The organism is Curtobacterium sp. MCBA15_012 (assembly GCF_001864935.2).
Taxonomy (GTDB): domain Bacteria; phylum Actinomycetota; class Actinomycetes; order Actinomycetales; family Microbacteriaceae; genus Curtobacterium.
Map to the genome: position 1 here is coordinate 288,216 of NZ_CP126267.1, position 22,739 is coordinate 310,954.

24 protein-coding genes and 1 pseudogene are annotated in these 22,739 nt (G+C 66.1%); 10 read left to right on the plus strand and 15 right to left on the minus strand.

Translation table 11 applies throughout. The features are described from left to right. Window positions 1-40: 40 nt before the first annotated feature. Window positions 41-1,093: a BLUF domain-containing protein gene (locus tag QOL15_RS01385; protein WP_065961105.1), complete on the plus strand. Its 1,053-nt coding sequence runs from the start codon at window positions 41-43 to the stop codon at window positions 1,091-1,093. Between the two features lie 482 nt (window positions 1,094-1,575). Here QOL15_RS01385 and QOL15_RS01390 read toward each other — a convergent pair whose 3' ends face one another. Then, window positions 1,576-1,953: a hypothetical protein gene (locus QOL15_RS01390; protein WP_139197609.1), complete on the minus strand. Its 378-nt coding sequence runs from the start codon at window positions 1,951-1,953 to the stop codon at window positions 1,576-1,578. A 292-nt stretch (window positions 1,954-2,245) separates the two neighbouring features. On the opposite strand from QOL15_RS01390, the gene QOL15_RS01395 reads away from it, so the two are divergent. From QOL15_RS01395 to QOL15_RS01410, 4 genes are all read left to right on the plus strand, one after another. Next, window positions 2,246-2,647, plus strand: coding sequence for a GNAT family N-acetyltransferase (locus QOL15_RS01395; protein ID WP_065961110.1), 402 nt, complete (start codon window positions 2,246-2,248; stop codon window positions 2,645-2,647). A 194-nt stretch (window positions 2,648-2,841) separates the two neighbouring features. After that, window positions 2,842-3,150, plus strand: coding sequence for a hypothetical protein (locus tag QOL15_RS01400; RefSeq protein WP_065961112.1), 309 nt, complete (start codon window positions 2,842-2,844; stop codon window positions 3,148-3,150). 71 nt (window positions 3,151-3,221) lie between these two features. Next, window positions 3,222-3,392, plus strand: coding sequence for a hypothetical protein (locus QOL15_RS01405; protein ID WP_171898729.1), 171 nt, complete (start codon window positions 3,222-3,224; stop codon window positions 3,390-3,392). 407 nt (window positions 3,393-3,799) lie between these two features. Then, on the plus strand, window positions 3,800-4,762 hold the full coding sequence (locus QOL15_RS01410) for an AraC family transcriptional regulator (protein ID WP_083230108.1): 963 nt from the start codon (window positions 3,800-3,802) through the stop codon (window positions 4,760-4,762). A gap of 261 nt (window positions 4,763-5,023) precedes the next feature. On the opposite strand, the gene QOL15_RS01415 is transcribed toward QOL15_RS01410, so the two are convergent. From QOL15_RS01415 to QOL15_RS01440, 6 genes are all read right to left on the minus strand, one after another. Then, entirely contained in the window at window positions 5,024-5,656 is a 633-nt protein-coding gene (locus tag QOL15_RS01415; protein WP_305405138.1) for a hypothetical protein, read from the minus strand. A gap of 1,103 nt (window positions 5,657-6,759) precedes the next feature. Then, on the minus strand, window positions 6,760-8,178 hold the full coding sequence (locus QOL15_RS01420; RefSeq protein ID WP_083393933.1) for an MFS transporter: 1,419 nt from the start codon (window positions 8,176-8,178) through the stop codon (window positions 6,760-6,762). A 221-nt stretch (window positions 8,179-8,399) separates the two neighbouring features. Next, window positions 8,400-8,897, minus strand: a complete 498-nt coding sequence (locus QOL15_RS01425) for an RES family NAD+ phosphorylase (protein ID WP_065961120.1) — start codon at window positions 8,895-8,897, stop codon at window positions 8,400-8,402. 4 nt (window positions 8,898-8,901) lie between these two features. Further along, entirely contained in the window at window positions 8,902-9,312 is a 411-nt protein-coding gene (locus QOL15_RS16640) for an SH3 domain-containing protein (protein ID WP_083230110.1), read from the minus strand. Then, window positions 9,287-10,150 carry a DUF3592 domain-containing protein gene (locus tag QOL15_RS01435; RefSeq protein WP_065961127.1) on the minus strand — a complete coding sequence of 288 codons (864 nt, stop codon included), beginning with the start codon at window positions 10,148-10,150 and terminating at the stop codon, window positions 9,287-9,289. The genes QOL15_RS16640 and QOL15_RS01435 overlap by 26 nt, the downstream gene beginning before the upstream one ends. Before the next feature lie 6 nt (window positions 10,151-10,156). Beyond that, the gene (locus QOL15_RS01440; RefSeq protein ID WP_216093108.1) at window positions 10,157-10,441 is read right to left on the minus strand and encodes a DUF4190 domain-containing protein; all 285 of its coding nucleotides are present in this window, start codon (window positions 10,439-10,441) and stop codon (window positions 10,157-10,159) included. A 140-nt stretch (window positions 10,442-10,581) separates the two neighbouring features. Here QOL15_RS01440 and QOL15_RS01445 point away from each other — a divergent pair, with 140 nt between their 5' ends. After that, entirely contained in the window at window positions 10,582-11,130 is a 549-nt protein-coding gene (locus QOL15_RS01445; protein WP_065961130.1) for a hypothetical protein, read from the plus strand. A 109-nt stretch (window positions 11,131-11,239) separates the two neighbouring features. Beyond that, entirely contained in the window at window positions 11,240-11,497 is a 258-nt protein-coding gene (locus QOL15_RS01450; protein WP_065961132.1) for a hypothetical protein, read from the plus strand. A 132-nt stretch (window positions 11,498-11,629) separates the two neighbouring features. Here QOL15_RS01450 and QOL15_RS01455 read toward each other — a convergent pair. The 4 genes and pseudogenes from QOL15_RS01455 to QOL15_RS01470 form a co-directional block, all read right to left on the minus strand. Next, window positions 11,630-12,779: pseudogene (locus QOL15_RS01455) on the minus strand (IS3 family transposase). Window positions 12,780-12,890: 111 nt separating this feature from the next. Further along, window positions 12,891-13,928, minus strand: coding sequence for a sporulation-delaying protein SdpB family protein (locus QOL15_RS01460; RefSeq protein WP_083230115.1), 1,038 nt, complete (start codon window positions 13,926-13,928; stop codon window positions 12,891-12,893). Then, window positions 13,925-14,533: an SdpA family antimicrobial peptide system protein gene (locus QOL15_RS01465; protein ID WP_139197416.1), complete on the minus strand. Its 609-nt coding sequence runs from the start codon at window positions 14,531-14,533 to the stop codon at window positions 13,925-13,927. Before QOL15_RS01465 ends, QOL15_RS01460 begins: the two co-directional genes overlap by 4 nt. An 8-nt stretch (window positions 14,534-14,541) precedes the next feature. Beyond that, window positions 14,542-15,156 (minus strand): hypothetical protein, encoded by a 615-nt coding sequence (locus QOL15_RS01470; protein WP_065961135.1) that lies wholly within the window; start codon window positions 15,154-15,156, stop codon window positions 14,542-14,544. 119 nt (window positions 15,157-15,275) lie between these two features. On the opposite strand from QOL15_RS01470, the gene QOL15_RS16645 reads away from it, so the two are divergent. Further along, the gene (locus QOL15_RS16645) at window positions 15,276-15,644 is read left to right on the plus strand and encodes an SdpI family protein (RefSeq protein WP_083230116.1); all 369 of its coding nucleotides are present in this window, start codon (window positions 15,276-15,278) and stop codon (window positions 15,642-15,644) included. Between the two features lie 409 nt (window positions 15,645-16,053). After that, window positions 16,054-16,971 (plus strand): CPBP family intramembrane glutamic endopeptidase, encoded by a 918-nt coding sequence (locus QOL15_RS01475; protein WP_253181590.1) that lies wholly within the window; start codon window positions 16,054-16,056, stop codon window positions 16,969-16,971. Between the two features lie 856 nt (window positions 16,972-17,827). Here the strand turns inward: QOL15_RS01475 and QOL15_RS01480 are convergent. Together QOL15_RS01480 and QOL15_RS01485 are read right to left on the minus strand one after the other, a co-directional pair. Further along, a complete protein-coding gene (locus QOL15_RS01480) occupies window positions 17,828-18,091 on the minus strand; it encodes a hypothetical protein (RefSeq protein ID WP_071246608.1) in 264 nt (87 codons plus the stop codon). Between the two features lie 691 nt (window positions 18,092-18,782). Then, window positions 18,783-19,679 (minus strand): NAD(P)-dependent oxidoreductase, encoded by an 897-nt coding sequence (locus QOL15_RS01485; RefSeq protein WP_071246607.1) that lies wholly within the window; start codon window positions 19,677-19,679, stop codon window positions 18,783-18,785. A gap of 3 nt (window positions 19,680-19,682) precedes the next feature. Here QOL15_RS01485 and QOL15_RS01490 point away from each other — a divergent pair, with 3 nt between their 5' ends. Beyond that, window positions 19,683-20,330: a ScbR family autoregulator-binding transcription factor gene (locus QOL15_RS01490; RefSeq protein WP_071246606.1), complete on the plus strand. Its 648-nt coding sequence runs from the start codon at window positions 19,683-19,685 to the stop codon at window positions 20,328-20,330. Here QOL15_RS01490 and QOL15_RS01495 read toward each other — a convergent pair. Continuing rightward, the gene (locus QOL15_RS01495; RefSeq protein WP_083393931.1) at window positions 20,317-21,222 is read right to left on the minus strand and encodes a ScbA/BarX family gamma-butyrolactone biosynthesis protein; all 906 of its coding nucleotides are present in this window, start codon (window positions 21,220-21,222) and stop codon (window positions 20,317-20,319) included. The genes QOL15_RS01490 and QOL15_RS01495 overlap by 14 nt on opposite strands. Window positions 21,223-21,335: 113 nt before the next feature. Next, window positions 21,336-22,517, minus strand: a complete 1,182-nt coding sequence (locus tag QOL15_RS01500) for an MFS transporter (RefSeq protein ID WP_065961147.1) — start codon at window positions 22,515-22,517, stop codon at window positions 21,336-21,338. Window positions 22,518-22,739: the final 222 nt, after the last annotated feature.

Consider the following 22,739-nt stretch of genomic DNA (forward strand, 5'->3'; position numbering starts at 1 on the left):
ACCTGCAGGACATCACGCCACGGCAGGGAGAGCAACGCTGATGCGTTCGATCGTTTACACCAGCACCCAGACCCGTCCGATCACGGACATTGAGCTCGCGCAGATCCTCGCGGTCGGTCGGGAACGGAACACCAGCCTCGGCGTCACGGGAATACTGGCGCACAAGGGCGATAACTGTCTGGGGATCCTCGAGGGAGATGACGCTGTCGTCGGAGCACGGTTCGAGCAGGTCCGCGCCGACCCCCGGCACACCAATGTCCGCGTTCTGATGGATGAGCAGATCGTGGCGCGCTCGTTCCCGGATTGGTCGATGGCGTTCCAACCCATCGACCCGCTGATGGAACAGGTTTCGGGCTTCACCGACCTCTTTGTGCCCGGACGGCCGATTGAAGCAACAGCAGCCCGCAGTCGCGTGCGCGGGCTGCTGGAGTGGTTCCGGAAACACCCGCTGGCCCCGCTGACCAGCCGCACAGCAGACGAGGACGAAACGCCACGGACACGCGTGATCAACGGCGCGATCCTGGCGCTGCACGATGACGGCGTCTCGCGGTTCAGCATTGATGTCGCCGCCGCGCACGCGGCAATGTCGCCAGCGCAGGTCCGGGAGCTGTTTCCCACGGAGCAGGCCCTGCTCGCAGCGACGGTTGAACGGTGGTCGCAGGCGATCGCGGCGCCGCTTGTGCCGCTGATGGCTGAGAAGGGCACAGTCGCGTTCCTGCATGCGCTTCTGGCCGCGCAGGCTGAGGAGACCGGCCTCGTCGCGCTCCTGGCGCATAGCCTCGTGTCCGCGGCAGACCCGACAGTCGATGGGGCGGACTACTACCGTTCGATCTACCGGCGCTTCCGAGAGTCGATCCGTGATGGCCTGACAGCGGATGTTCTCGCTGGCCGGGAGCCCGAGACGATGGACCCGGTCCGTGGCGCACAGCAGCTCCTCGCGCTCTACGACGGCTTACGGTTGCAGGCGATGCTGACAGCGGACACGGACCTCGTTGACGCGTTCGATCGCGCAGCAAGCCGGATGCGACGCGGCTGGTCCGAGCAGTACGAGCAGCCGACCTACTGGGACATTCCCGTCGCTGAACCCCGCTAGCGGAAAAGGGCCACCCGTACCGCAGACCGGAGTCAGAGGAACCGTCGGTGCGTCACTGGGGCGTCGGGCGGCACGAGCGGACCTGCATCTGCTCCCCGACTGTTAGCAGATAGTCCACTTTGTGACGCATCCTCGACGTCGGGTGTGCGAATCAGTAGCGTGACCAGCGGACGGTTCTGGACCACGCCATGCGCGGTGCCAGCTCGTCCGGGAGCAAGGGTGTGCCGGCTGTACTGCGTCTGCATGGAGTGGTGTCAGGGGACGGGAAGCACTTGCGCTGAGGGACGCGGAGTGACCCGAACACTTCTCGTCCCTCAGCAAACACCGGGCCGAACCTCATGACGCCGCGCGTCCGTCTGCCCCTCCCGCGGGAAATACCAGCAGGGTAGGAAGAATCGGCACGCGGAACGTCGGCACGGAGTGTGCAGCAGCAGAGCAGCGTCGTCCATGCCGCCGGCCGCGTCGATGAGGTGGAATCGCCCTCAGTGCCGGCCGGTCAGTGCTCCCCACGCGCGGGCGAAGGGGTTCTTCCGACGCTGCCAGCCGTGGTCGGCGAGGACCTGCTTCATCGGGTCGGCAACCCATGAGGACTTGAAGGTGAAGTACCCGCCGTCGTCGGGCCAGTTCCTCGAGCTCATCGACGCCTTGTACAGACCCCCGTCGAGGAGTGTGACGTGCCAGCTCCAGGTGGCGTTGCCGAGGAGGGTGATGCCACCGTCGCCGGCGGGCTGCCCCGACAGGTTCGTCGACCAGGTGCCCGTGATGCGGTCGCCATCTGCGGTCATGGCAATCGGGTGCGCTCCCTGCCCGGTGAGGTCGAGGAGCGCTGCGATGACGTCGGTTTTCGGTGTGGGCTGCACGAAACTCAGTCTGCCCGCAGCGTGACGGAGCTGTCCCACCGTGATCGGCTACGCAACCGATCGACATCGAAGTGTCGTCACAGTCTCCGGGATCCGGGCTGGTATGCAGATACATCGCTCGACGCCCGTCCAACAGGGGGTGGCTATCGAGACGGTGATGGAAGCCGTTGGCTTGGGACCGTAGCTGGGCGACTCCCCGGTCTTCCGCGGACTCGATCAAGAGGGTCACATCACCAACAGCTTCTTCATCACAACGAGTCGCCATCAAGACCGCTAGCAGTACCGTCACAGGATGGAGTACTCGTTCTCGCCGCCGACCGCCTTGGAGTTCAAGACGCTCTACGACGAAACCGGGTGGGCGGACTGGGATCTCGGGCTGTTCGAGCGAGCGCTGGCGGGCAGCTGGGTGGTCTGCGCGGTGCGTGACGACGCCGGATCGCTCGTCGGTATCGGCCGGCTCATCAGCGACGGAGCACTGCACGCGTTCGTCACCGAGATGATCGTCACCGAGCGGGCCCGCGGGACAGGGGTCGGCGGAGCGATCCTCGCGCACCTCGTCGACGAGGCACGGCGCCGCGGTGTCGACGACGTCCAACTCTTCGCCGCCCGCGGTCGGGCGCGCTTCTATGAGCGCCACGGCTTCGAACGTCGCCCAGAGTCCGGGCCGGGCATGGACCTCTCCGACGCCCGGTAGTCGATCCCACGCGAGGCCGGACGTGGTCGGTTTCCTCCTGCTGCGATGCGGCTTGGTGACCTCCCCGCGCCCTGACAGGCGTCACACGGATGGTGCTCGGTCTGCGCTCGGCTCAGGCGCCGCCGCCTACAGTGCAGTAGAGAGTCAGCCACACCGGAACCTCCGGAGCAGCCACTGGCTGGTCAGGAGCACTCATGCGGCACCTCATCTACGGGTATACCTCCGTTTTAGTCAGTGATCCCGTCGCAGACGCAATCCTGGAGTACGCGGCTGCGCTCAGCCAGAGTCGGCTCAGCGACGTCGTGACTGTCCCCACATCGGACTACAGCGGCTTGTCCTCATCGGTCCGGATCCTGCTGGCTTCTGGCATCGCGCTCATGAGCGAACCGGCGCCCGACGATCTGCTGGAAACCGAGGATCGAGCATTCGTCGCTGAGCTACGTACCCGGATCGTCGCCGTCCTCGCAGAGGCTGTCGTCCCGCGCTCTCGGCCGCCGATGTGACGCTCCGGGATGACGATGACGATGACGATGACGATGACGAAACGATGACGGATGGGGAGCGTCGGCATCGCGTGGAGGACGAGCTGACCTTTCTGGAGGTTGCGCTGCGAGTGCAAGGGGCGGGTGTTGCAGCGGATGCCTTCACACGGGCGCGCCGAGTACTTGACGGGACACTGACGCCGGATGAGGCTCGTGCGCAGATCGCCGCGAAGTACGACCGCGACCTCCCCGACGACGACTAGCGCGGAGTCCGCCCTTCGGCGCGGTCCGCGCGAACCAAGGGGGAGCCGTAACGCTGTGCGGCTAGTGGGCCCGCCGACGGTTGAGGTGCGTCAGATCCCAACGTACTTTGGATAGGCCGGGTCGGGTTGGGATCCCGTCGTCACGATGGCCTCCGCGGTATGCGGAGCGCTGGCGCAACGGGACGGCTCGGTAGCGAGGAGGCGTTTAAAGCCTCACGGAAGGCCGGTCTTCAGGTGGCCGCCACAAGACTCTTTTACCCCTCCGTGCGCGAACTCGAGGGGACACCCCGCACCCCGTTTGCGCTGCGGTTCGGCGGCTGCCGCGCTCATGATGCCCTGCCCTCCGGCCAGGAGCAGATGTGACGCTCGAGCAGTCGGAGAGTGCACCACGTCCGACGGGAGCAGCCATGACGAACGAACGCCCGGCTGCTGGGCTGCGTCCGTTGGTGGCGGTCGCGGGTTCGGATACCGGCCGCGCGATCGATGACCTCGCCGGAATGTACGCCGGTCGCACCTGGCACGCAGCTCCCGTCGATTCGAACTACTGGTACAAGTACGTCGCGGTGGGCGATGACCAGATGAGCATCCGCCGCTCCCAAATGCACGGCACCCTCCGCGGCGATGTCGCGGTCGAGGGTGAAGTGGTCGTGCAGTGGATCGACTCGGGAAGCGCCCGCGTGGACGTTGGCCGGGACGAGATGCGCATGCAACCCGGGGTTCCCGTCCTGTTCCCCATCGAGCAGCGATTCGAGATGGAGTACGAGGACTGGGACCAGCGGATCGTGCACCTGAACCGCAACCTCGTCCTCGACGTCGCCGCCGAACGGTACCTTGTCGATGGAACGTTCGCGTTCGACCGGAAAACAGCGCCAACCGACGCCGCTGTGGCGCTGTGGCGGGAATCCGTGGCGACCGCGATGGGGGTCCTTCGCACTGAGGGGGCGCAGTCACTTGCCTGGCATGAGGCGCAACGGAGCGTGGTGCGATCCCTATTCGGCATGTACCGCTTCCACGGCGAGTACGTACCGGCCGGATACGGAGAGGCACGAAGCGCTCGGCTCCGAGCCGCAGTCGACGTGATCCATGCGGATGCCGGCAAGCCGCTCTCGGTCGGTGACATCGCCGAAGCTGCCGGCCTCAGTGCACGCGGACTCCAAGAAACCTTCCAACGAAACCTCGGTCGCACGCCCATGGCGTACCTCCGCGAAGTCCGGCTTCGCCGCGTCCAGGAAGAGCTTCTCCGATCCGAACCGGCTGCAACATCGGTCGCGGTAGTCGCGAGCCGATGGGGTTTCGCACACATGGGACGTTTCTCCGGCGAGTACCTGCGTCGCTTCGGGGAGTACCCCCGCGACACGCTCCGGCGCTAGTCCGGCCAGGCACCCGCTGGAATCGCGACACGTCGGCTCCGCCGGCGGGCTATTCATGCGCGATAGAGACGCAGTCAGGGACGAGACGTTACCCGACTGGCCGGACTCTCGCAGCAAGACTGTCTCGCGAGTGCTCACCGGTCGGACAGCGCACGACGGGGCAAAGCCGATGCTCTCGACCCACTTGCCCAATTTGGGATCGCTGCATGAGGAAACGGTCCCGGCCGCGAGGGCCGGGACCGTTCACTCAGCGATGCGTGATCATCCGTAGACGGATGCGCTGCTCCCGCTGACGCGCAGTCCGAATGCGCCGGAGGCGACGTTGCCGATCGGGCCGATGCCAGCCTTGAAGGTCAGCTCCGCCCATGCCGGGCCCGCCGACGATGCAGTTGCACGACGCAGCTTGGCCGAGCACGAGGCGTCGCCGACCGAGTTGTTGCAGTACGCTCCGCGGACGTCGCGGATCTTGTTGGTCGTGTAGTCGAGGTAGAAGCCGGCATTGCTGACGAAGTCAGAGATCCCGATCTTGCAGTTGGTGTTCCAGCCGCCGGAGGACTTGCACCCCGTCTTCGACGGGTTGAGCCCCAACGTCGTGACACCGCCCGGCCTTCCGGTCGACGCGGGTGCCACGGCATCGGACTCAACCCATCGTTGCGAACCGTCGGCGAACACCTCGACCGACCGGGTGCCTCCCTCGCGGAGGCTCTCGCTCCTCGTGCTGACAGGCGTCGCATCAGTCTGCGAGTCCAGCGGCTGGCCAGCGTTGAGCTTTGCGATGAGGCGATCCTGCACGTCAGCGCTGACGTTCGCACCGTTCATCGTCGCCCTGACGGTCGCCTCCTGCGACGCCGTCAGGAGCTTCGCCTCGGAGGCACTCGCGGGTGCGACGCCCATGAGCACGGAGCCCAGCAGTGCACCCCCGGCTACCGCCGCGCAGACCAGACTCTTGAATTGAGCAATTTGTGGCATGAAACCCCTCCTGAGGAATAATCCGTTTCAGCCATGGACGTGTTATTCGTTCACGTGCGAATCAAGCGAACGACGTCGACGAGCGACAAGCGCTTGCACCCCCCACGAGATGAGCGCCACGACCACGACGAGGACAACGACCGTTACAACGATGTTCAAGTTCCCAAACATGCTGCGAGCGTAGACGAACATCCACGATTTGTCGCGTCCCCTGATGACATCGAATCCGGCGATGTGGCCCCAGTCGCCGCGACTCGATGCCCCACTATTGCACGGTAGGAATGCTGTACCGCCTCCGACTATTGGCTGACTGCGTACCGTCACCTGGCCATAAAAACGCAGCCGGACGACCGCTTCTTGGCGGGCACGCTCGATTCCTGCCCAGCACCAGCGGCGCGTTTCCCCCGATGAGGAGCCCTTGCGGCCTCGTCCTGGGAGGCAGCGGGGAGACCTTGTCCTCCTTTTTGCCGTCTTGTGCAACATCGCCGGATGCGGGACAGTACTCTCCGCCTAATCAATCGGATCTGATGAACTATGTCCGGATGTGGGCTTCCCAGTACAAAGTCGGCGTCCCGCATATTTCTTTGGAGCGCAGATGGTGGGTGTTGCTGCTGCAGTGGACGTCAAGTGCTGCGTATGGGGTTGATAGCAATGCGTGTGGCTTCGCCCGCGCATGGAGGAATACCAGGGGTAGCGACTTGTCGTCGGTGAATCTGCTGACTACGTGCTGGGCCTGGATACTAGTCGCTGTCGCACTGTCATCCAGAAGGCCGGTCGGCGATGAAGATCCTCGCCAGGAGGACTGTCCACAGGTGGCCGAAGGCTGTCAGGGATCGGTGCGGTGCCGACTGATCGGACGTCGAAGACCGCAAGGCCGCAGGTAGTGATCACGACAATGACCGGGACCCAGTGGGGTCAGCTCGACGTGGGTGGGTCGAGCCGCTCCTGACGACCATCTCCGCGAGCGATGCCCAGCGCCTCCGCCGATCGAGCGTGGTGACGCCCTGGGGCGTCACGGCCGTGCACTGTCATGGGGTAGCGCGAGGCACGATACGTGGAGCGCACAACCACGCGAGCACGCAAAGTGCTCCTGCCAGGGCGAAAACCGCCGCGAACGCGCTCGTCGATGCAGCACCACCGAACGCTGCGAAGACGATAGCCATGACTGCAAGCACGATCGACGATGCGGTTGCTTCCGCGATGGTCAGCGCGGAGCTGTTGAAGCCCTGATTCGTCTTGCTTGAATACCCGAGCGTGAGCACGCCGAGCCGCGGGTAGATGAGCCCTATCCCGGCTCCGGCGAACGCCCAACCGACCACGACAACGATGGGCGTCGCGCTGGTGAGCGCCGTCACGAACAGGCATGCAACCGCGGTTCCAAGGCTTGCGGTGCCGATCCTGGCTGCGAGGACATGGCCGATCGTCGGAAACCGCCCCTGCACCCAAGATGCTGCTGACCAGCTCAGGGCAGCCGCCGTGAGCGCCACGCCCGCGAGGGCAGCTGACGTGCCGTAGTGGGAAACCAGCAGGAGCGGCACGTAGACCTCCGCTGCGAAGAAGGTGGCGGCTACTAGGGCGCGCTTGAGTACGACGCTCGGTAAGCCGCGACGGGCACGGAGTGTTCCAGCCGGTAGTAGTGGGCGAAGGGCGATCATCGCGACTACGGCTGCGAGGGACGGCACGAGCCACTGCGTCGGCCCGCGCGATTCCGCGGCAAGGGCGATCACGAGCGCGGACGACGCCGTGAGCATGGCCAGGCCGAGCCGCACGACTTCCGAGCGGCCGATAGAGGCCCGCTCGTCAGGTCCTTGCACAACGCGTGACGCGGCGACGACCAACGGCATCGCCAGCAGGACAAGCGCCACGACTCCGAAAAAGACCCACCGCCACCCAACCGTCTCGGTGAGCACGCCAGCGATGACCGGACCGACGAGCGAAGGGATAACCCAGGCGGTGGCGAAGGCAGCGAACACTTTCGCGTGCAGGGCCTGCGGGTAGATGCGGGCCACGATCACGTACAGGGCCACGGTTATCGCACCGCCAGCCAAACCGTGCACCAACCGGCCGCTGACAAAGACGACCATGCTGGGCGCCAGCGCCACCACTGTGAGTCCTGCCGCGAAGACGACCACGGAGACGATGAGCGCACTAAGCGGATTGCCCCTGTCGGACCAGATGCCAGCGAGCACCATCCCGACCACGCTCACCGCGACAGGACCGGCGAACGCGAACGCGTACAGCCCGGCACCGTCCAGCTCAGCACTGATGATTGGCATGATCGTCGAAACAGCCAGGGCGACGAAAGCGTCGAGCAGCACCAACAGGAACATGCCGATCGTGACCCATCGGAACTGCGGGTCGAACACCCCGATCTCCCGCTGGGCGCCTTCGGGACTCGGTGCGGAGAGCGCTGACGCGGTGTTTTCGTCGCCGGAGGGGGTGGTCATGCCGTCACCGTATGATCTCAACAACGGTTGAGATCAAGAACGCGTGCGACGGCATCTCGGAAGACGATGTGGTTGCCGGGGATCTCGGCGTGGGTGCGGTGTTCGCGACCTTGGGAGCACCCCGAACCGGTGGTGGATCGTCGGTTGGCCCTGATCCGAGTGTGTGCTGGAACGGCGGTTGGTCGCGTCCTCTGCGCAGGAGGCTGACCGCAGGTGGGGGGTCAGCGGTGGCGTTCTCGGAGGCGCACGGTGGGGGCGTTCGGTTCGTTCCAGCGGAAGAGAACGAGATGCCAGAGGTCCGGTCGTTTCCTCGAGGGATCGATCAGACCGGTCGCTCCGACCTCGATGAGACGATCGCGCACCGACCAGGACGCCGGCGTGCCGCCGGCGTCGGCGAGGTGTTGCCAGGGCGCCATCGCGTCGGCGAGGTCGATTCCGATCCGTTCGAGGGCGTTGGGGTCCCGCAGGTCGACGATGCCGGCTGCTTCGACGTCGAGCTCGATGATCTCGAGTGCGCTCGCCCTGGCGTCCCTGTGGGCGATCAGCGCCGCGTCGACGCCTTCGACCGAGGAACTCAGGTACAGAGTGGGTTCATCTGCTCGTGAGTAGCGGCCTGCCGTGCGTGACCCGGCGATCGCGAACTGAGTGAAGCGCGGGTCGATGGCCCGGTAGAACGTCCCACGGACGACAGGAGCGAAGATCGCATCGGCGCTGTTCATCGCATCAGCCTCGGTTCAGCTCGAGGGTCCGGTGAGGGAGCCACCCCTCGTGTCCGTCGGCCTTGCGACACCACACCCAACCGCTCTCGGGATCGTCCCGGACCAGTTGCACGACTTCCCCTTCGGAGGCCGAGATCTCCTGCGTGTCGTATGCAGTGCGCATTCTGGGCGGTGAGCTCGTCATGTCGACGTGACGGGCGGGCACCCACCCACTTCCGTGCCGAGCGGTGACGAACACGAACGCCGGCCACTCGGTGTCGCGCCTGCCGACCGCGACGGTGTCCCCCGCCTCAAACCGGTGCGGAGCTCGATCGGGGACGGTGTGATCAGCGCGCACCCTGCGGTGGGAGGGCGTCGAGAGCGGCGCATGAGGGCAGTCCTGCACGTGGTCACATCCCGGGCCGGAGGTAGTCATCAGGGCTGTCACCGCCGGTCACGGCAGCGAAGATCGACCGCTTGTCCGCCGGGTGCATCGGGTCGTAGAGGACGGTGATGGTTGCACCGATCGTTGGGGCCGAGCCGTGGGGGAATCCGTTGGTGCGCTCGACCCATCGAGCCTTACCCGTGGCGTCGGTGAAGGTGAAGGTCCAGCGGAGGAGCGTGAGCGCCGCATCCGGGGTCGTTGTGCCGCTCACCGCGGTGACGGTCCCGGGAGTCCGGTGTCCAGCCGACAGGAGCGCTGCGACGCGACCGCGCCGGTCACGACGTCCGCGGCGGCCGATGGTGCCCAGCAGGAGAGCTGCGAGTGCCAGTGCGGTGAACAGGGCGGGGAGCCACCAGGCGGATGCGTACCAGACCCACGCGCCGATTCCCCACGCCGTGTCATGGCCGAACTCCGGGTCGACGGCGGTACCGATGCGATCGGGGGCTGCCCAGAGGACGGTGGTGGTCCACCACAGTCCCGCGGCGGCGCCGATCAGCCACAGGCTTCCGGGGCCCGTGCCGGCGAAGTCTGCTGACCTGCCGGTGAAGCGGTGGTTCCATCGCGAGTACACCGCCACGGCGACCACGGATCCGAGAACGGCCGTCGGTGCTGCCCACCATGGATGCTCCGGGTCGGGGGAGTGCGAGAAGACGCTGTTGAGCTGCATCTCCCGGAGCACGCCGGCGAACGATCCGATCGCGTAGCCGGACACCGTGCCCGCACCGACGACGAGGACCGCGCCGACCAGTGTCATCGTCAGTGCGATGGCACTGCCACGCTGACGGGCCTCGCGGTTCCGCCTCGCGGCCGCCGGATCAGTTGTGCTCATGGGCGATCAGTACTGAGCCGGCGTCGAGGAACCGATCACGGCGACTGCGATGAACAGGACCACGTACAGCGCGGTGATGGCCCCACCGACGATCACTGCTCCCAGTGCAAGTCCCCGGCCGTTCTCCGAACGGGACTTCACCTGCGAGAGCGCGACGAAGCCCAAGATGAAGCCGATGAGCGGAGCAAAGAAGGCCAGCACGAGGGACAGGATCGCGAGCGTGTTGGTTCGCGGCGTAGGGGAGTGCTTGGCGGTTGACGAGTGCTGTGTGATGGGCTGCTGAGAAGTCACGGCCGGGACCGTATCGCACCGCTGTTTTTTTCGTGAACTGTCTCGAAAATTATCTTCGGGTGGCGAGAGCGCCGATTTTGTAAGCGCTTCCATCCATAATCTGGGAGCCGCTACCCTCGTCGCGACGGAGCGCGAGGAGTGTGCTCCCCGACGAGGCGAGGACAGGTTCCATGGGGCTGATGGACAAGTACAAGGCGCTCTTCACCGGGCCGGCGATCGACGTCGCGTCGGAAATCGGCAAGTTGCTCCCCGACGGTGACCGAGTACTGGTCCACTGCCAGGTGATCCCGAGCGGCTTCAAGCGCGGTGGTGGTGGTGTCGGCGTCGACGGTCGGCTGATGAACCTCGTGACGTCGGCGGTCGAGACGGCGGTGTCGCGGTCGCAACACATCGGGGGCGAGGAAGGCTCGACCGCACGGAGCTTGCCGAACGAGGCCGGTCCCTACCTCATGGTGATCAGCGAGCAGAACCTGTCGATGTGGGACCTCGGGATGACGGGGAACCAGCTGCCGGCCGAGCACCTCGTGACTGTCCCGCGGTCCCAGGTGGCCTCGATCGTTGACACGGGCAAGACGGCTCAGGGTGGTGTGCCGGTTGCGCGACTCACCTTCGCTGACGGGTCCTTCGCCGACCAGCGGCTGATCAGCAAGCCCGGACCAGATTTCTGGGCGGTCGCTTCGACGGTTTGAGGCCCAGGGGGTGTCGCCGGTCGGCCGATCAATACGACAGCACTGTCTCCCCGCCGTCCGGATGAGGATCGGCTATCGAGACGCCGAGGTTTGCTCGTACGGTGGGCGAATGAGTCCGAAATCACCAGCACCCAGCACCTACTCAAGCTTCGACGCCATCGAGATCGGTTCGAAGGTTCATCTCCGCCTCATTGGAGATGACGAGACGGTCGAACCCCGTTACATCGACGCCGAGCTCATTTCCACACCCACGCCGAATGGCCCGAATCACGAGTTCAGCGCCACGTTCCGCGTCCCCGGCAACCATGTGACGGTGTCCGAGGTCCAGTACAAGGCCTGGACTCGGTACGGCAAGAGATGGTCCTAGGCGCTCTGCGGCTGCGCCCCGTCTGCGATCGGCTATCGAGACACGTCAGATGGCCGCCCCAAACAGATGGGGCACCTGCCCTCTGATGAATCGGTCGATGGGGTCTGCTGTCGATTCAGTTGACTCGTTGATTTAGGCCGCGGGTGCGACCTGTGGGTTGATGATTGCTTCGTACTCGATGGGCGTCAACTTCCCGAGCCCGCGTTGCCGACGCTTGCGGTGGTAGGTGCCCTCGATCCAGTGCACGATCGCGAGGCGCAGCTGCTCCCGCGACGCCCACCGGCGCCGGTTGAGGACGTTCTTCTGCAGGAGCGCGAAGAAGGACTCCATCGCCGCGTTGTCCGCTCACGCGCCGACCCTGCCCATCGACCCCAGGAGCCCGGCGTCAGAGAGCGCCCGAACGAACTTCTTGGAGCGAAACTGGCTGCCTCGGTCGGAATGAATGACTGTTCCGGACGGGTTCCGGCGCGAGATCGCCATCTGCAGCGCCGCAACCGCGAGAGAGGACCGCATCCGGGCGTCGATCGAGTAGCCCACGATGCGGCGGGAGCAGGCGTCCTTGACAGCGCAGAGATAGAGCTTGCCCTCGGCCGTGCTGTGCTCGGTGATGTCGGTCAACCACAGCCGGTCCAGGTCCGGGGCGGTGAACGCCCGCCGGACCCGGTCATCGTGCACCGGCGGGCCCGCTTTCCGGGTCAGTCCCCGTTTCTTGGCATGCAATGACCAGAGCCGCTGCTGCGAGCACAACCGCCACACGCGTCGCTCCGAGACTCGGTGGCCGGCGGCGCCGAGGTCGTCGGCGATGAACCGGTACCCGAACGTCGGGTCGTCGCGGTGCGCATCGACGGCGGCGTTGGTCAGGTGCGCGTTCTCCCAATCACGACGGCTCACCGGGCTCTTTCGCCAGGCGTAGAACGCCTGCTTCGAAAAACCCAGGACCCGGCAGGTCACCGCGACCGGGATCTGGTCGGCGGCGAGTTCCGGACCAGCGGGTACATCATTTTGGGAGGTGCGCTTGGGAGAGATACGCGGCGGCACGGCGAAGGATCTCGTTCTCCTGCTCTAGCAGTCGGTTCCGTTTCCGAAGCTCTCGCAGCTCGACGTTCTCGGTCGTCGTGGTCCCGGACCTGACCCCGTCGTCGATGTCGGCTCGACGCAGCCAGTTCGTCACGGTCCCCTCGGAGATCCCGAAGTCCTTCGCGACCTGCGTCAACGGGATCTCACCCCTTCGCGCGACCGCGATCACGTCGCGTCGGAACTCGTCCGGATAGGGCTTGGCCATGATCGACATCCTTCCAGCGAGGACCGCGTCCCCACAGGTCAGGAGTCAACCGAACCGACAGCAGACCCTCGAGACGCCCTCGACACCGTAGTCACCGAACAGTTCTGCAGCTCAGACTCGTCCAGCCTTCGCATCGGGAACGAGGTGTTCTGTCTTGTCGGCATCAGCGGAATCCTCCGCGGTCATGGGCTCGGTCTTATCTTCGATCTCCTTGGGGAGGGGGAGATCGGATCCCGTCCCCGAGTCGCCTGCCTCAGCTTCGTGCGCCGTCTGCTCTCCAGCAGGTCGGACGAGCAGGGCTAAGGTGAGCGCTCCGGCCATCACCATCCCGAATGTCGCTAGTCCGATGACCACTGCGATCACGAGGTGAAAGAACACCCCGGCAGCCCAGCCAGCCCGACGGAATCGTCGGTCAGACGAGAAGATCGTCGCCATGACGAAGAGCTCGAGGGCAATCGTTCCCCAGGTGATGACCGCTGCACCTGCCGGCGCCGCGAGGAGATCGAGCGCAGGATCGTAGAGCCATTGCGGCGCGCCGAAGGCGGGGTGCTGCATCCAGTACCAGAGAGCCGTCCCCTCGACCCACGGTGTCGAGGAGAACTTCGCTATCGCCGAGTTGGCGTAGACGATCACGAGTTGCGCTGCGATGAGCAGCAGCGCTGTGTTTCCTACAATGTTGACAACCCTGTTCCCCGGGGACGGCGCACCACGCCAAACGAACAGGCGGGTGTCACTGACGCACACTGGGATGAGGAACAGGGTGACGATCGCGGCGAGCTGGTCTCCGCCCTCCATCGGCGTGATGGTCCAGAAGACACTCACAGACACATACCAGTGCAGAACCGCGCTGACGGGCGGGAACAGGCCGAGGATCACGGTGCAGAGAAGGCCCACGCCAATCCAACGCGCGACGTCGGGGTCGTCCGCAAGGCAGAAGAGACCGATGCTGGGGACACCTGAGCACTCCGGCGCTGCCGATGTTGCAGGGTCGGACGAGTGGAACAGAGTCGTTCCCGGGTCCAGTGCGAGGGTCAGCAGCGTCGCCAAGGCGATCAAACTCCTCGCCGGGTGCAGCCACCTGGTCACCGGACTACTAGCAGGGATAAGCCGTTCCAGGAACGTTGATGTTGAAGCTGGGTGTTCCGTCATGACTCGCACTTCACGTTCACAATCCTGATGGACTGACGGTGCTCCCGCGTGAGCTTTCCGTAGGACCACGGAATCGGCTTGACCTTGGCAACGAGGATGTCGCCGCACGTTTCCGGAATCAACGGATTCAGAACCTGCTGACCGTTCACCTCAACCTTGTTTTCTATGACGCAGCTGTCGATGGAGGTACCTGGAGCGCATGAGGTCCATGCTGCTTTCACGGACCCGCTGTCAGGCTTCGCTACCGCAATCCGAGCGATATCACCGTCGACAAGTCGCGCGCCACGATTCAGTCCGAACGCGAACCGCGGAGAACCGCCAGAAATCGGGCTCACCGCCGTCCATCCTTGAGGGCTCTTGCGGTATGCGGTGTAGGTATCTTCCCGAGCGTCACGAGTGAAAAAACCCCACCCTTGTGGCACAAAGGTTCGCACAGTCTGCAGCACCGGATTCGATCCGGCGCTGGACTCGAAGACGCTGGGCTGCATGGTGGCCACGAAGGCCATCACGCCGATTAAGACGCCGCAGCCGAGCGCGATTCGTCGAACGTTCCGTTCGGTGTTGTGCCTTGCAGATGACGACCGGTCGATGTCCTCAGTGGTCATCGCTGCTGCTACTTGACCGCGGACGCGATCTTGGCGACGTACTCGGTGTATCCGAGGTCCTCCGTGCTGTCCGGGTTGATCGACTTCGCGTTCCAGACCTTCGCCTTGGTCCAGAGGACAAAGTGCCCTGCGACGGCGGTCTCGGCGACAACCGCAACGGCGATGCCTCCCACGACGGCGATCTCGACACCCGCGACGCAGACGCAGATAACGCCGCACTGCGGTTGAACCGTGCTTGCCCTCGAAACCTGCGGATAGTCCGACTCGATCGCCTTCGCGAAGGCAGACGTGAGCTGCTTCACGCCGTCGTCGACCTTGTAGGGGTCGCCGCTGCGAATCTGGTCAGCGGCCGCGGCGAGTTCGGAAGAGTGCTCGGCCTCCACGGTGGTCAGCAGCTTGTCCTGCACGTTGGCGATGTCTGCCCGGGAGGCCGCAGAGGCCTTCGACAGTGGCTCGATGTCGGCCGCGTCGGCGAACGCACCCTCGCCGTACAGCACGCCTTCTGCAATCTCCGTGTCGGTGAATTGAGGCGACGCTGCCTCCGCGTGTGCGGCGCTCACCGCGGGGACCGCGGCCAGCGCGAGAGAAGCGATTGCGATCTGCGCAACAAGACTGATCTTCATTGTAATTCCCCCTTGGAACTTTCACAGCAGTCTGCACGAGGTGCGCCGACGGAGTCAAGGGGGCCTCAGGTTGACGGCCTGACCGGCACCTGCGTTAGGTTGTTGAGGGGGAGGCAGATATGAGCAATCCGGGTTGGTTCGCGGCAATCGCCTGCGCTGTCCTCATTTTGGCGGTCAACGCTGCCATCTGGGGAGTGGTCTCAGTGGCAGCCGACGGCTTAGGCCGCAACCATGTTGCGGGCGTGCGCCTTCCTTCTGTCATGCGAAGTGACGAGACGTGGGTCGCCGGTCATCAGGCGGCCCGTAAGGCTGTGCGACCGTTCTTGATAGCGGCAATCATCGTCATTGTCATATCAATTCCGGCCCAGCTGGCGCCCGTCCTCTACGTGGTCCTAATCGGGCTCTCGCTCGCGTGCACCTTGGGCGGTCTCGTTGCGGCCGCAGTGTCCGCCTCACGTGCTGCTCGGCGCGTAACCTCGGCTCCGTAATCCGCGCTGTCGCGACGTGACGGTCGTCAACTGGATGCTCGCGCCGATGTTGTGGTTGTAGCGGTGTGGCGGCCGGTGTTGGGTCGCCCGAATCTCATGCCCTGACGTCGCAACGCTTATCTCCTCGTCGTCATCCAGCTGCAGGGCTTCATGAGTCCGCGCGCGATGATGTCTGCTCCGTCCGCCGCCGGGCGTCCGCAGCTGCCGCCTTGCATCAGAGCAGAACCACCTGTCTACTGTTCAGCGGCACGCTCGCCAGGGGTGAGCGGATGAAGCGGGCGGCCCGAGCAGCCCCGCAGCGCGAGCTGGAGTGCTGGAACGCCAGACCTGAAGGTGAAGGGGAGACATGTCGACCGAGCGGTCAGTAGAGCATCAGCGGGGGCGCCGAGCGGTCCCCTGGCTCTCGTTGGTGGTGTTCCTCGCGATGAGCCTCGGTGGTGCGTGGGTCGTGGTCTCACCCCTTTGGGCGAGTGGCGTCGGTCTTTCGTCGCCATGGGCTGCGGCTCTTCTGCCGGCGATGATGTTCACACCAGCAGTCGCCGTCCTCGTAGTGGGCTTGATCGAACGCAAGCGTCCCGCGGCGGCCGTCCGTGAGCTCGGCATGTGGCCGCTCCGACCCGCCAAGCGGGTTGTGGGGCTGACCCTGATCGGTCTCCTCGGTGTCCCTCTGGTCATCGCAGCTGGCATCGCTATCGCTGCCGTTCTCGGCTGGGTGGATCTCGATCTTCGACACCTGTCGGGCTTCCGGGCGGAGCTACGAGCGTCCGCCGGCGATGCTGCCGACACGATCCCGGTACGGTTCGTCGTCATCATCCAGTTGGTCTCGATCCCCTTCGCGGCGCTCTTCAACGGGGTGCTCGCCTTCGGCGAGGAAGTGGGATGGCGCGGATGGCTCCTTCCGCGACTTCGAGTGCACATGGGAACCTGGCCATCGATCCTCGTTACCGGCGCCATTTGGGGTGCTTGGCACAGTCCGCTGATCCTTCTCGGGTACAACTTCGCGCAGCCAAACATCGCTGGCGTCTCGCTCATGGTGGTCGCGTGCGCAGCGATCGGGACACTGTTCGGCTGGCTTCGCCTACGCAGCGGCTCTCTGTGGCCCTCCGTCTTCGCGCACGGAGCTTTGAACGCCAGCGCTGGCTTGGTCGTACTCTTCTCGGCTGCGGGCCGCGAGCTAAACCCCATCCTTGCCGGACCACTCGGAGTGGCCACGTGGCTCGCAGTAGCCGCCATCGTCGCCGTGCTCGGTGTGTTCCACCAGTTCAAAGCCTCCCGGCTCGGCTCGGTCACGAACCCATCCGCGGAGGTGAAGGAGTGGTTGCGCTGAGATGACCGGTCGGCGGACGGTCGGGGAGTCCCGCAGCGTCACGGATAAGGCGTCTACTGACATAATCTATATTATCGGTTGATCGACGCCGCTGTGGGGAGATGGTGCCGAGCTGTCTGTCCAGGGCCACCGGCGGAGCGGTCCGTGGTTTCTTCGCAACGGAGCGGTCCGTCCATACAGTGGTCCTGCTCATTGCCAGCGAGTAATGGCGGAGCGTCGCGCAGCGAGCTCATGTGGCGTCCGATACATGCAGTGAGGGTGGGGAGCCTGACCGTCCGCGAGAGTAGTAGCGATACGCTCGCGTCGCTCTACGCTGGGCCGGTGCACGCTCGCGCTCGGCTTGTTCTCGTGTCGGTGACCCGGGAGTCTCGGTCGATCGCTCAATTTCGTGCGTTCGTGTCACTCAGCCGCAGGCGTTGCGGTAACCGAGCAGTAACGGAGGGCCGGTGGTGAGGCCTGCGAAGGTGGGAGCAACTGTGCTCATATTCCCCGTGAGTGCGCGGTTGCTTCGGCTCCGCCTAGGTTTTGGCGAGTGGGAACATGGGTTCAAATCCCACCGGTACCGCCACAGGGTTGATTGCACGTCTGGTCTCCAGCGTTTGCAGGTGTGACCCGACAGAAGAGCCCCCGGCTTCGGCCGGGGGCTCTTCTGGTTCTCTGGAGCTGTTCGGTGCTCGATTCCACGGGTCGCTCACGTATTCGTGGCTGCTCGAGCGCTCGGTGCGCCGTCCGCAGCTCGCTTCCGGGCACGCTGAAGCACCCCGGATGCTCCTCGCCCGTTCTCGGGCATGACGGAGCGTCGGGGTGCTGCTGGTCTTGCATGGTTCTGCCGGTTCTGCCGGTGCGTGCCAGCTCATCACGCAGGTGCCGAGGCTAGCTCTGATGGTTCCCAGGGCACCAGGCTCCGCGGCGGCGGGTTCCGCACGTAGCGGGTCTCGCCGATGCGGTCCGGGGCACGCTCGAGGGAGTCGTCGGGCTGCTTCCGCGGCTGGGGTGAGCGGCCCGCGCCGGCTCGTCGTTCCGATTCGTGGCCGTCGTGTTCGAGCTGGATGATGCGTCGCATGTTCGAGGCGACAGCGAAGAGCGCGAGGGCGAACTGTTGTGCGGCGAGCCCGTGCATGGGTCGGCCCGATACGTGTCGAACCACTCCTTGCTGCCGTAGCGCAGCTTCTGCCGCAGCGACCTTCTTGCGATCCGATACCGCTTGTACCTCGACGTAGTCGACGGAGACGGCTCCGAGAGCGAGCGCGGAGACGTACCGAGGTGCGACCACCTGCGACGCAAGCCATTGATCGTTGCAGTGACTTCGAAATCGGTCACGTACAAGGCCATCCCGTGTCTCCCCGCGTTCTATTCACCCTGGCGGTGTGTCCGCTCACGGGCCAACGCGAGCGCGTGTCGCCGCGTGGCGCGTTCTTGTTCGAGCAGCGGCAGCGTGCTGCGTGCCCGTGAGGTACGCCGGCTGTACCTCACCCTCGCGGGTGCTGCTCTCCGCCAGGCGCGGGTGTCCGCGCACAGGGGTCCTGACGAGAGGAAACGAACTCATGACCACGCAGCTCCAGGGGACGCATTGCAGGACCCACTGACGTTCTGCACCTGCGCGCAGGACGTCTGCTCCGGCGTGGACGACGTAGCTGACGGCACGGCCGGATCGTGTTGTTCGTGCCCCTTCCTCGACGGCGAAGCGCCCTGTCCTGCCCGCGAGGAGATCCCTCGCTTCGTGTCGGAGGATGCGCCGGCTCGGCTGGATCCGTATGGCGATCGCGCTCGAGATACCGCTCACCGCGACCCTCCCGCAGATGGTGAGCGACCTAGTTCGTGCTGACGGACAGGTAGTCGGCGTACCACTCCAGATCGGCGACGGACGGCGAGAAGGGAAGTCCAGGGCGGACTCCGGCGAGCTCCCAGAACTGGGCGCTGTCGAACCAGTTGTCGATCTCCAGCATCGACTGCTGGTGGGGCGTGAGCGTCGTGGCGGTGAGCGGTCGGACTCGTGGAAGGAGTCGGTCGGAGATCCACTGACCGATCTCGGCTACGAGGAAGGGGCCGGGAGCGTCGGCGTGCAGCACCCTCTGAGTGCCGAGCGCCTCTGAGGGAGTGGACGCGAGTCTGCTTATGCCGCTCGCGAGATCCCGCACGTTGACCGCTGACACGCGTGCCCGCCATGACCGGGCCGTGCCCTGGCCGACGAATGAGCTCGCGAGGGTTGGTACGACCCAGCGGTCGCCTGCACCCCAGACGAGGTTCGGCCTGATGATGATCGCTCCTGCCCCGAGCAGTACCTCCTCGCCCTCCGCACGGCTGGCACTGACGGCTGATGCGGGGTTCGTCGGAGGGGCGGCCGCACCGCGATGCGGCCCCCTCCCGGTGACCGACGCGGTCGAGACGGCGATCAGGCGTTCGACTCCGGCGGCCTGCGCTGCTCTCGCGACAGTTGCGGCGACCTCGACATTCGAACGACGGAGATCCTCCGGCGTCCCGGAGACCGCGGAGACGCAGTGGACGACGGCGGACGCGCCAGCCATCGCCCTGGTCGTCGATACTGGGTCTCTGAGCTCCGAGCGCCCCACTGTGCGGACGGTCGCCCCGCTGGCTTCGAGCGCGGCGACCACATGGCTGCCGATGTAGCCGGAGCCGCCGGTCACGGTGATGAAGGTTCCGGTCGGCGAGATCGGGTGAGCGCAACGGCTGTCGACTACGCTGGTCATCCGATGTCCCCCAGGTCCGAGCCGGTGCAAGAGCGTGCACTCCAGACACGCGCCGCTGTCGTTCGCGGCGCCGCCGTGGTGTTCGAGCGGCGTGGGTATGCCGGGGCGTCGCTCGATCTCATCGCGGACGAGGCCGGCGTCACGCGCGGCGCGATGTACTTCCACTTCCGTTCGAAGGACGAGATCGCGAACGCCGTGATCACCGAGCAGCACCGGATCGCCCGCGTCGACGCGGAGACCGCGATGGCCAAGGCGTCGTCCGCGGTCGAGGCGATGCTGCTCATGTCCGCCGGTCTCGCCCGCCAGCTCGTCAGCGACGGTGTGGTCAGCGCAGGGATCCGGCTGACGACCGACGGGTCCGCCGCGTCGCTGTCCAACGTGACGCCGTACCGCGACTGGATGGCCACCTTCGAGAACCTCGCCGGGCTCGCCGTCGAGCAGGGCGACTTCCGGCCGGACCTCGACGCTGCCCGGTTCGCCCGGTTCGTCATCCCGGCGTACACCGGGGTGCAGCTGGTCTCGGACACGCTGCACGATCGGCAGGACCTGTTCGAACGGGTGCGGGAGATGTGGGACATCCTGCTCCCGGGCGTCGTCGTGCCCGAGCGGCTCGACGCCTGCCTCGCACTGTTGGCGGTCATCCGGCCGTGACGTGGCTCGGCGTGACCCGCCGTGACGGTTCGGACCGCCCACGGAGCACCGCGCTCGTGCTCACCGCGCCGGACTGCTCGAAGGACACCCGCCACGTGTCGCCGTCGTCCGTCACCGTCACGGTGCACGGCTCGTCGAGCTCGACGACGGCGTCGTAGACGAGCTCCATCGTCGAGAGGTCTCCGGGGCCGCCCGCCGCCGACACCGCCTGTTGCGCGGCGCTGAGGAGCAGCATGCCCGGCACGTGGTCCAGCGGGTGGTCGAACCAGGCGGGCTCCCCGGTGTCAACGACGAGGAGGGAGACGCCTGCCCGGTCGGTCGGGGCGAGGAGGTCGAGCCCGCCACGACGGGACGGGCCGTCGACGCGTGGCGTGACGGGCGTCCGACCGTTCCGGGTCCGCTGGTAGGTGCGTCGATCGATGATCCGCGCGGCGGCGACGGCCTGACCGACCGCGCCGTCCCCGTCCTCGAACGTCGCTTCCAGGGTGAAGGCACTGACGCCGCGCGCGGACCGTCGGACGTCGACGACGCGCGCGTGGATCGAGATCGCCTCGCCGGTCTGCACCGTGCGGGCAGCGGTGCTCAGGCGCATCGACGGCATCAGGAACGCAGCATCGAGCGGCACGCCGAACGCGGTGTGGGCCAGGTAGATCGCGAGCTGCCGGACGGTCTCTGCGACGAGCGCCGGATCGACCTGCCGGGTGCGCCCGAGCAGGCGGTGGTTCCGCGGCCACTGCGCGCCGGCGAGGAAGGTCTCCCGGCCGGTGGAGTAGGCCTCTGTCACGAGCACGTCGGACAGCCACCGCCGGTGTACGAGGTGACCAGGGACGAGCTGCGCGTGGGTCAGGGCGGGAGCAGGAGCAAGGGCAGGAGCTACGAGGGTGGCGGACACGTCGGGTCTCCTCCGGTCGGGTTCAGTTCGGTGAGCGGGACGAGCAACGGCGCTGCTCCGGGATGACCGGGGCAGCGCCGTTGCTGGGTGTGGTCAGCGCAGGAGCGCGGGGCTCACTGCACGACGGGCACGGGGGCGGTCGTCGCCGGCGCGGTGCTCCGGCGTCGGAGCGAGCCGCCGACGAGGACGAGCGCACCCACGCCCGCGAGCGCGGCGCCTGCCCAGAGCGGCGACGTGAAGCCGAGGCCCGCCGCGATGGTGACGCCGCCGAGCCACGCACCGATCGCGTTGCCCACGTTGAACGCCGCGATGTTCGCACCGGAGGCGACCGTCGGGGCGTCGCCCGCGTGTGCCATGGTGCGCAGCTGCAGGCCCGGTGCCGTCGAGAGCCCGACCGTGCCGAGCAGGAGCAGCAGCACGACCGTGGCGATCGGGTTCGCGGCGGTGAGCGCGAACACCACGAGGACGACCGCGAGGACGAGGAGGATCGAGATGAGTGCCGGGTTCAACGCGCGGTCGGCGAGCTTGCCGCCCACGAAGTTGCCGACGAAGGTCCCGGCGCCGAACAGGACGAGCAGCCAGGGCACGGCTCCGGTGCTGAAGCCCGTCACCTCGGTGAGGGTGAAGGCGATGTAGGTGAAGGCACCGACGACGGCGCCGAACGCGAAGACGCTGGCGATCGCTGACACCCAGACCTGGGGACGCCGGAACACCGAGAACTCGGCTCGGAGCGTCGAACCACTCGGCCCCGGGGTCACCGGGACGAGCAGCCGGATGCCGATGAGCGCGACGACGCCGATGACCGTGATCGCCCAGAAGGTCGAGCGCCAGCCCAGCTGCTGCCCGAGGAACGTCCCGAGCGGGACACCGAGCACGTTCGCGGCCGTCAGTCCGGCGAACATGAGGGAGATCGCCCCGGCCTTCTTGTCCTCGGCGACCATGTCGGCCGCGACCACCGCCCCGATGCCGAAGAAGGCCCCATGGCACAGCGCCGCGACGACGCGTCCGATGAGCAGGACCGAGTAGTCGGGTGCGATGGCGGAGAGCAGGTTGCCGAGGACGAACAGGACCATGAGTCCGAGCAGGACCTTCCGGCGTTCGAGTCGGTAGACGAGGGCGGTGAGGGCGATGGCTCCCAGCGCCACGCCGAGCGCGTAGCCCGACACGAGGTAGCCGGCCACGGGCTCGGTGACGCCGGTGTCGGCAGCCACCTCGGGCAGGAGCCCGACGATGCCGAACTCCGTGAGGCCGATGCCGAACCCGCCGAGCGCGAGTGCGATCAGTCCTAGGGGCATGTTGAGGGTCCTTCCAATCAGGGTCGGATGTATTTAACAAGCCTTTCAGCCGGTTTTGTCAAGCGGACGTGTCGAGGGAAGTCGCATTGCTGTCAGCCTGTTCAGGCGCAGGAAGTGCCGTGTTTCCAACCCGTAACGAGCGAGTGAACGATGACGACCGAGTTTGCAAACAATCCGATCAGCCTGTTTTGTTCAACTGCACGTGAGGCACGCTCGCCTCGC

What these genes read in the sequence shown, in the direction of transcription:
- QOL15_RS01465 (WP_139197416.1), bottom strand. Translation starts at nt 14,533, where the DNA reads ATGACCACTGAGGACATCGACCGGTCGTCATCTGCAAGGCACAACACC.
- QOL15_RS01410 (WP_083230108.1), top strand. Translation starts at nt 3,800, where the DNA reads ATGACGAACGAACGCCCGGCTGCTGGGCTGCGTCCGTTGGTGGCGGTC.
- QOL15_RS01435 (WP_065961127.1), bottom strand. Translation starts at nt 10,150, where the DNA reads ATGAGCACAACTGATCCGGCGGCCGCGAGGCGGAACCGCGAGGCCCGT.
- QOL15_RS01500 (WP_065961147.1), bottom strand. Translation starts at nt 22,517, where the DNA reads ATGCCCCTAGGACTGATCGCACTCGCGCTCGGCGGGTTCGGCATCGGC.
- QOL15_RS01400 (WP_065961112.1), top strand. Translation starts at nt 2,842, where the DNA reads ATGCGGCACCTCATCTACGGGTATACCTCCGTTTTAGTCAGTGATCCC.
- QOL15_RS01450 (WP_065961132.1), top strand. Translation starts at nt 11,240, where the DNA reads ATGAGTCCGAAATCACCAGCACCCAGCACCTACTCAAGCTTCGACGCC.
- QOL15_RS01415 (WP_305405138.1), bottom strand. Translation starts at nt 5,656, where the DNA reads ATGGGCGTCGCACCCGCGAGTGCCTCCGAGGCGAAGCTCCTGACGGCG.
- QOL15_RS16640 (WP_083230110.1), bottom strand. Translation starts at nt 9,312, where the DNA reads ATGACTACCTCCGGCCCGGGATGTGACCACGTGCAGGACTGCCCTCAT.
- QOL15_RS01395 (WP_065961110.1), top strand. Translation starts at nt 2,246, where the DNA reads ATGGAGTACTCGTTCTCGCCGCCGACCGCCTTGGAGTTCAAGACGCTC.
- QOL15_RS16645 (WP_083230116.1), top strand. Translation starts at nt 15,276, where the DNA reads ATGAGCAATCCGGGTTGGTTCGCGGCAATCGCCTGCGCTGTCCTCATT.
- QOL15_RS01420 (WP_083393933.1), bottom strand. Translation starts at nt 8,178, where the DNA reads ATGACCACCCCCTCCGGCGACGAAAACACCGCGTCAGCGCTCTCCGCA.
- QOL15_RS01425 (WP_065961120.1), bottom strand. Translation starts at nt 8,897, where the DNA reads ATGAACAGCGCCGATGCGATCTTCGCTCCTGTCGTCCGTGGGACGTTC.
- QOL15_RS01490 (WP_071246606.1), top strand. Translation starts at nt 19,683, where the DNA reads ATGTCCCCCAGGTCCGAGCCGGTGCAAGAGCGTGCACTCCAGACACGC.
- QOL15_RS01460 (WP_083230115.1), bottom strand. Translation starts at nt 13,928, where the DNA reads ATGACGGAACACCCAGCTTCAACATCAACGTTCCTGGAACGGCTTATC.
- QOL15_RS01470 (WP_065961135.1), bottom strand. Translation starts at nt 15,156, where the DNA reads ATGAAGATCAGTCTTGTTGCGCAGATCGCAATCGCTTCTCTCGCGCTG.
- QOL15_RS01480 (WP_071246608.1), bottom strand. Translation starts at nt 18,091, where the DNA reads ATGCACGGGCTCGCCGCACAACAGTTCGCCCTCGCGCTCTTCGCTGTC.
- QOL15_RS01385 (WP_065961105.1), top strand. Translation starts at nt 41, where the DNA reads ATGCGTTCGATCGTTTACACCAGCACCCAGACCCGTCCGATCACGGAC.
- QOL15_RS01485 (WP_071246607.1), bottom strand. Translation starts at nt 19,679, where the DNA reads ATGACCAGCGTAGTCGACAGCCGTTGCGCTCACCCGATCTCGCCGACC.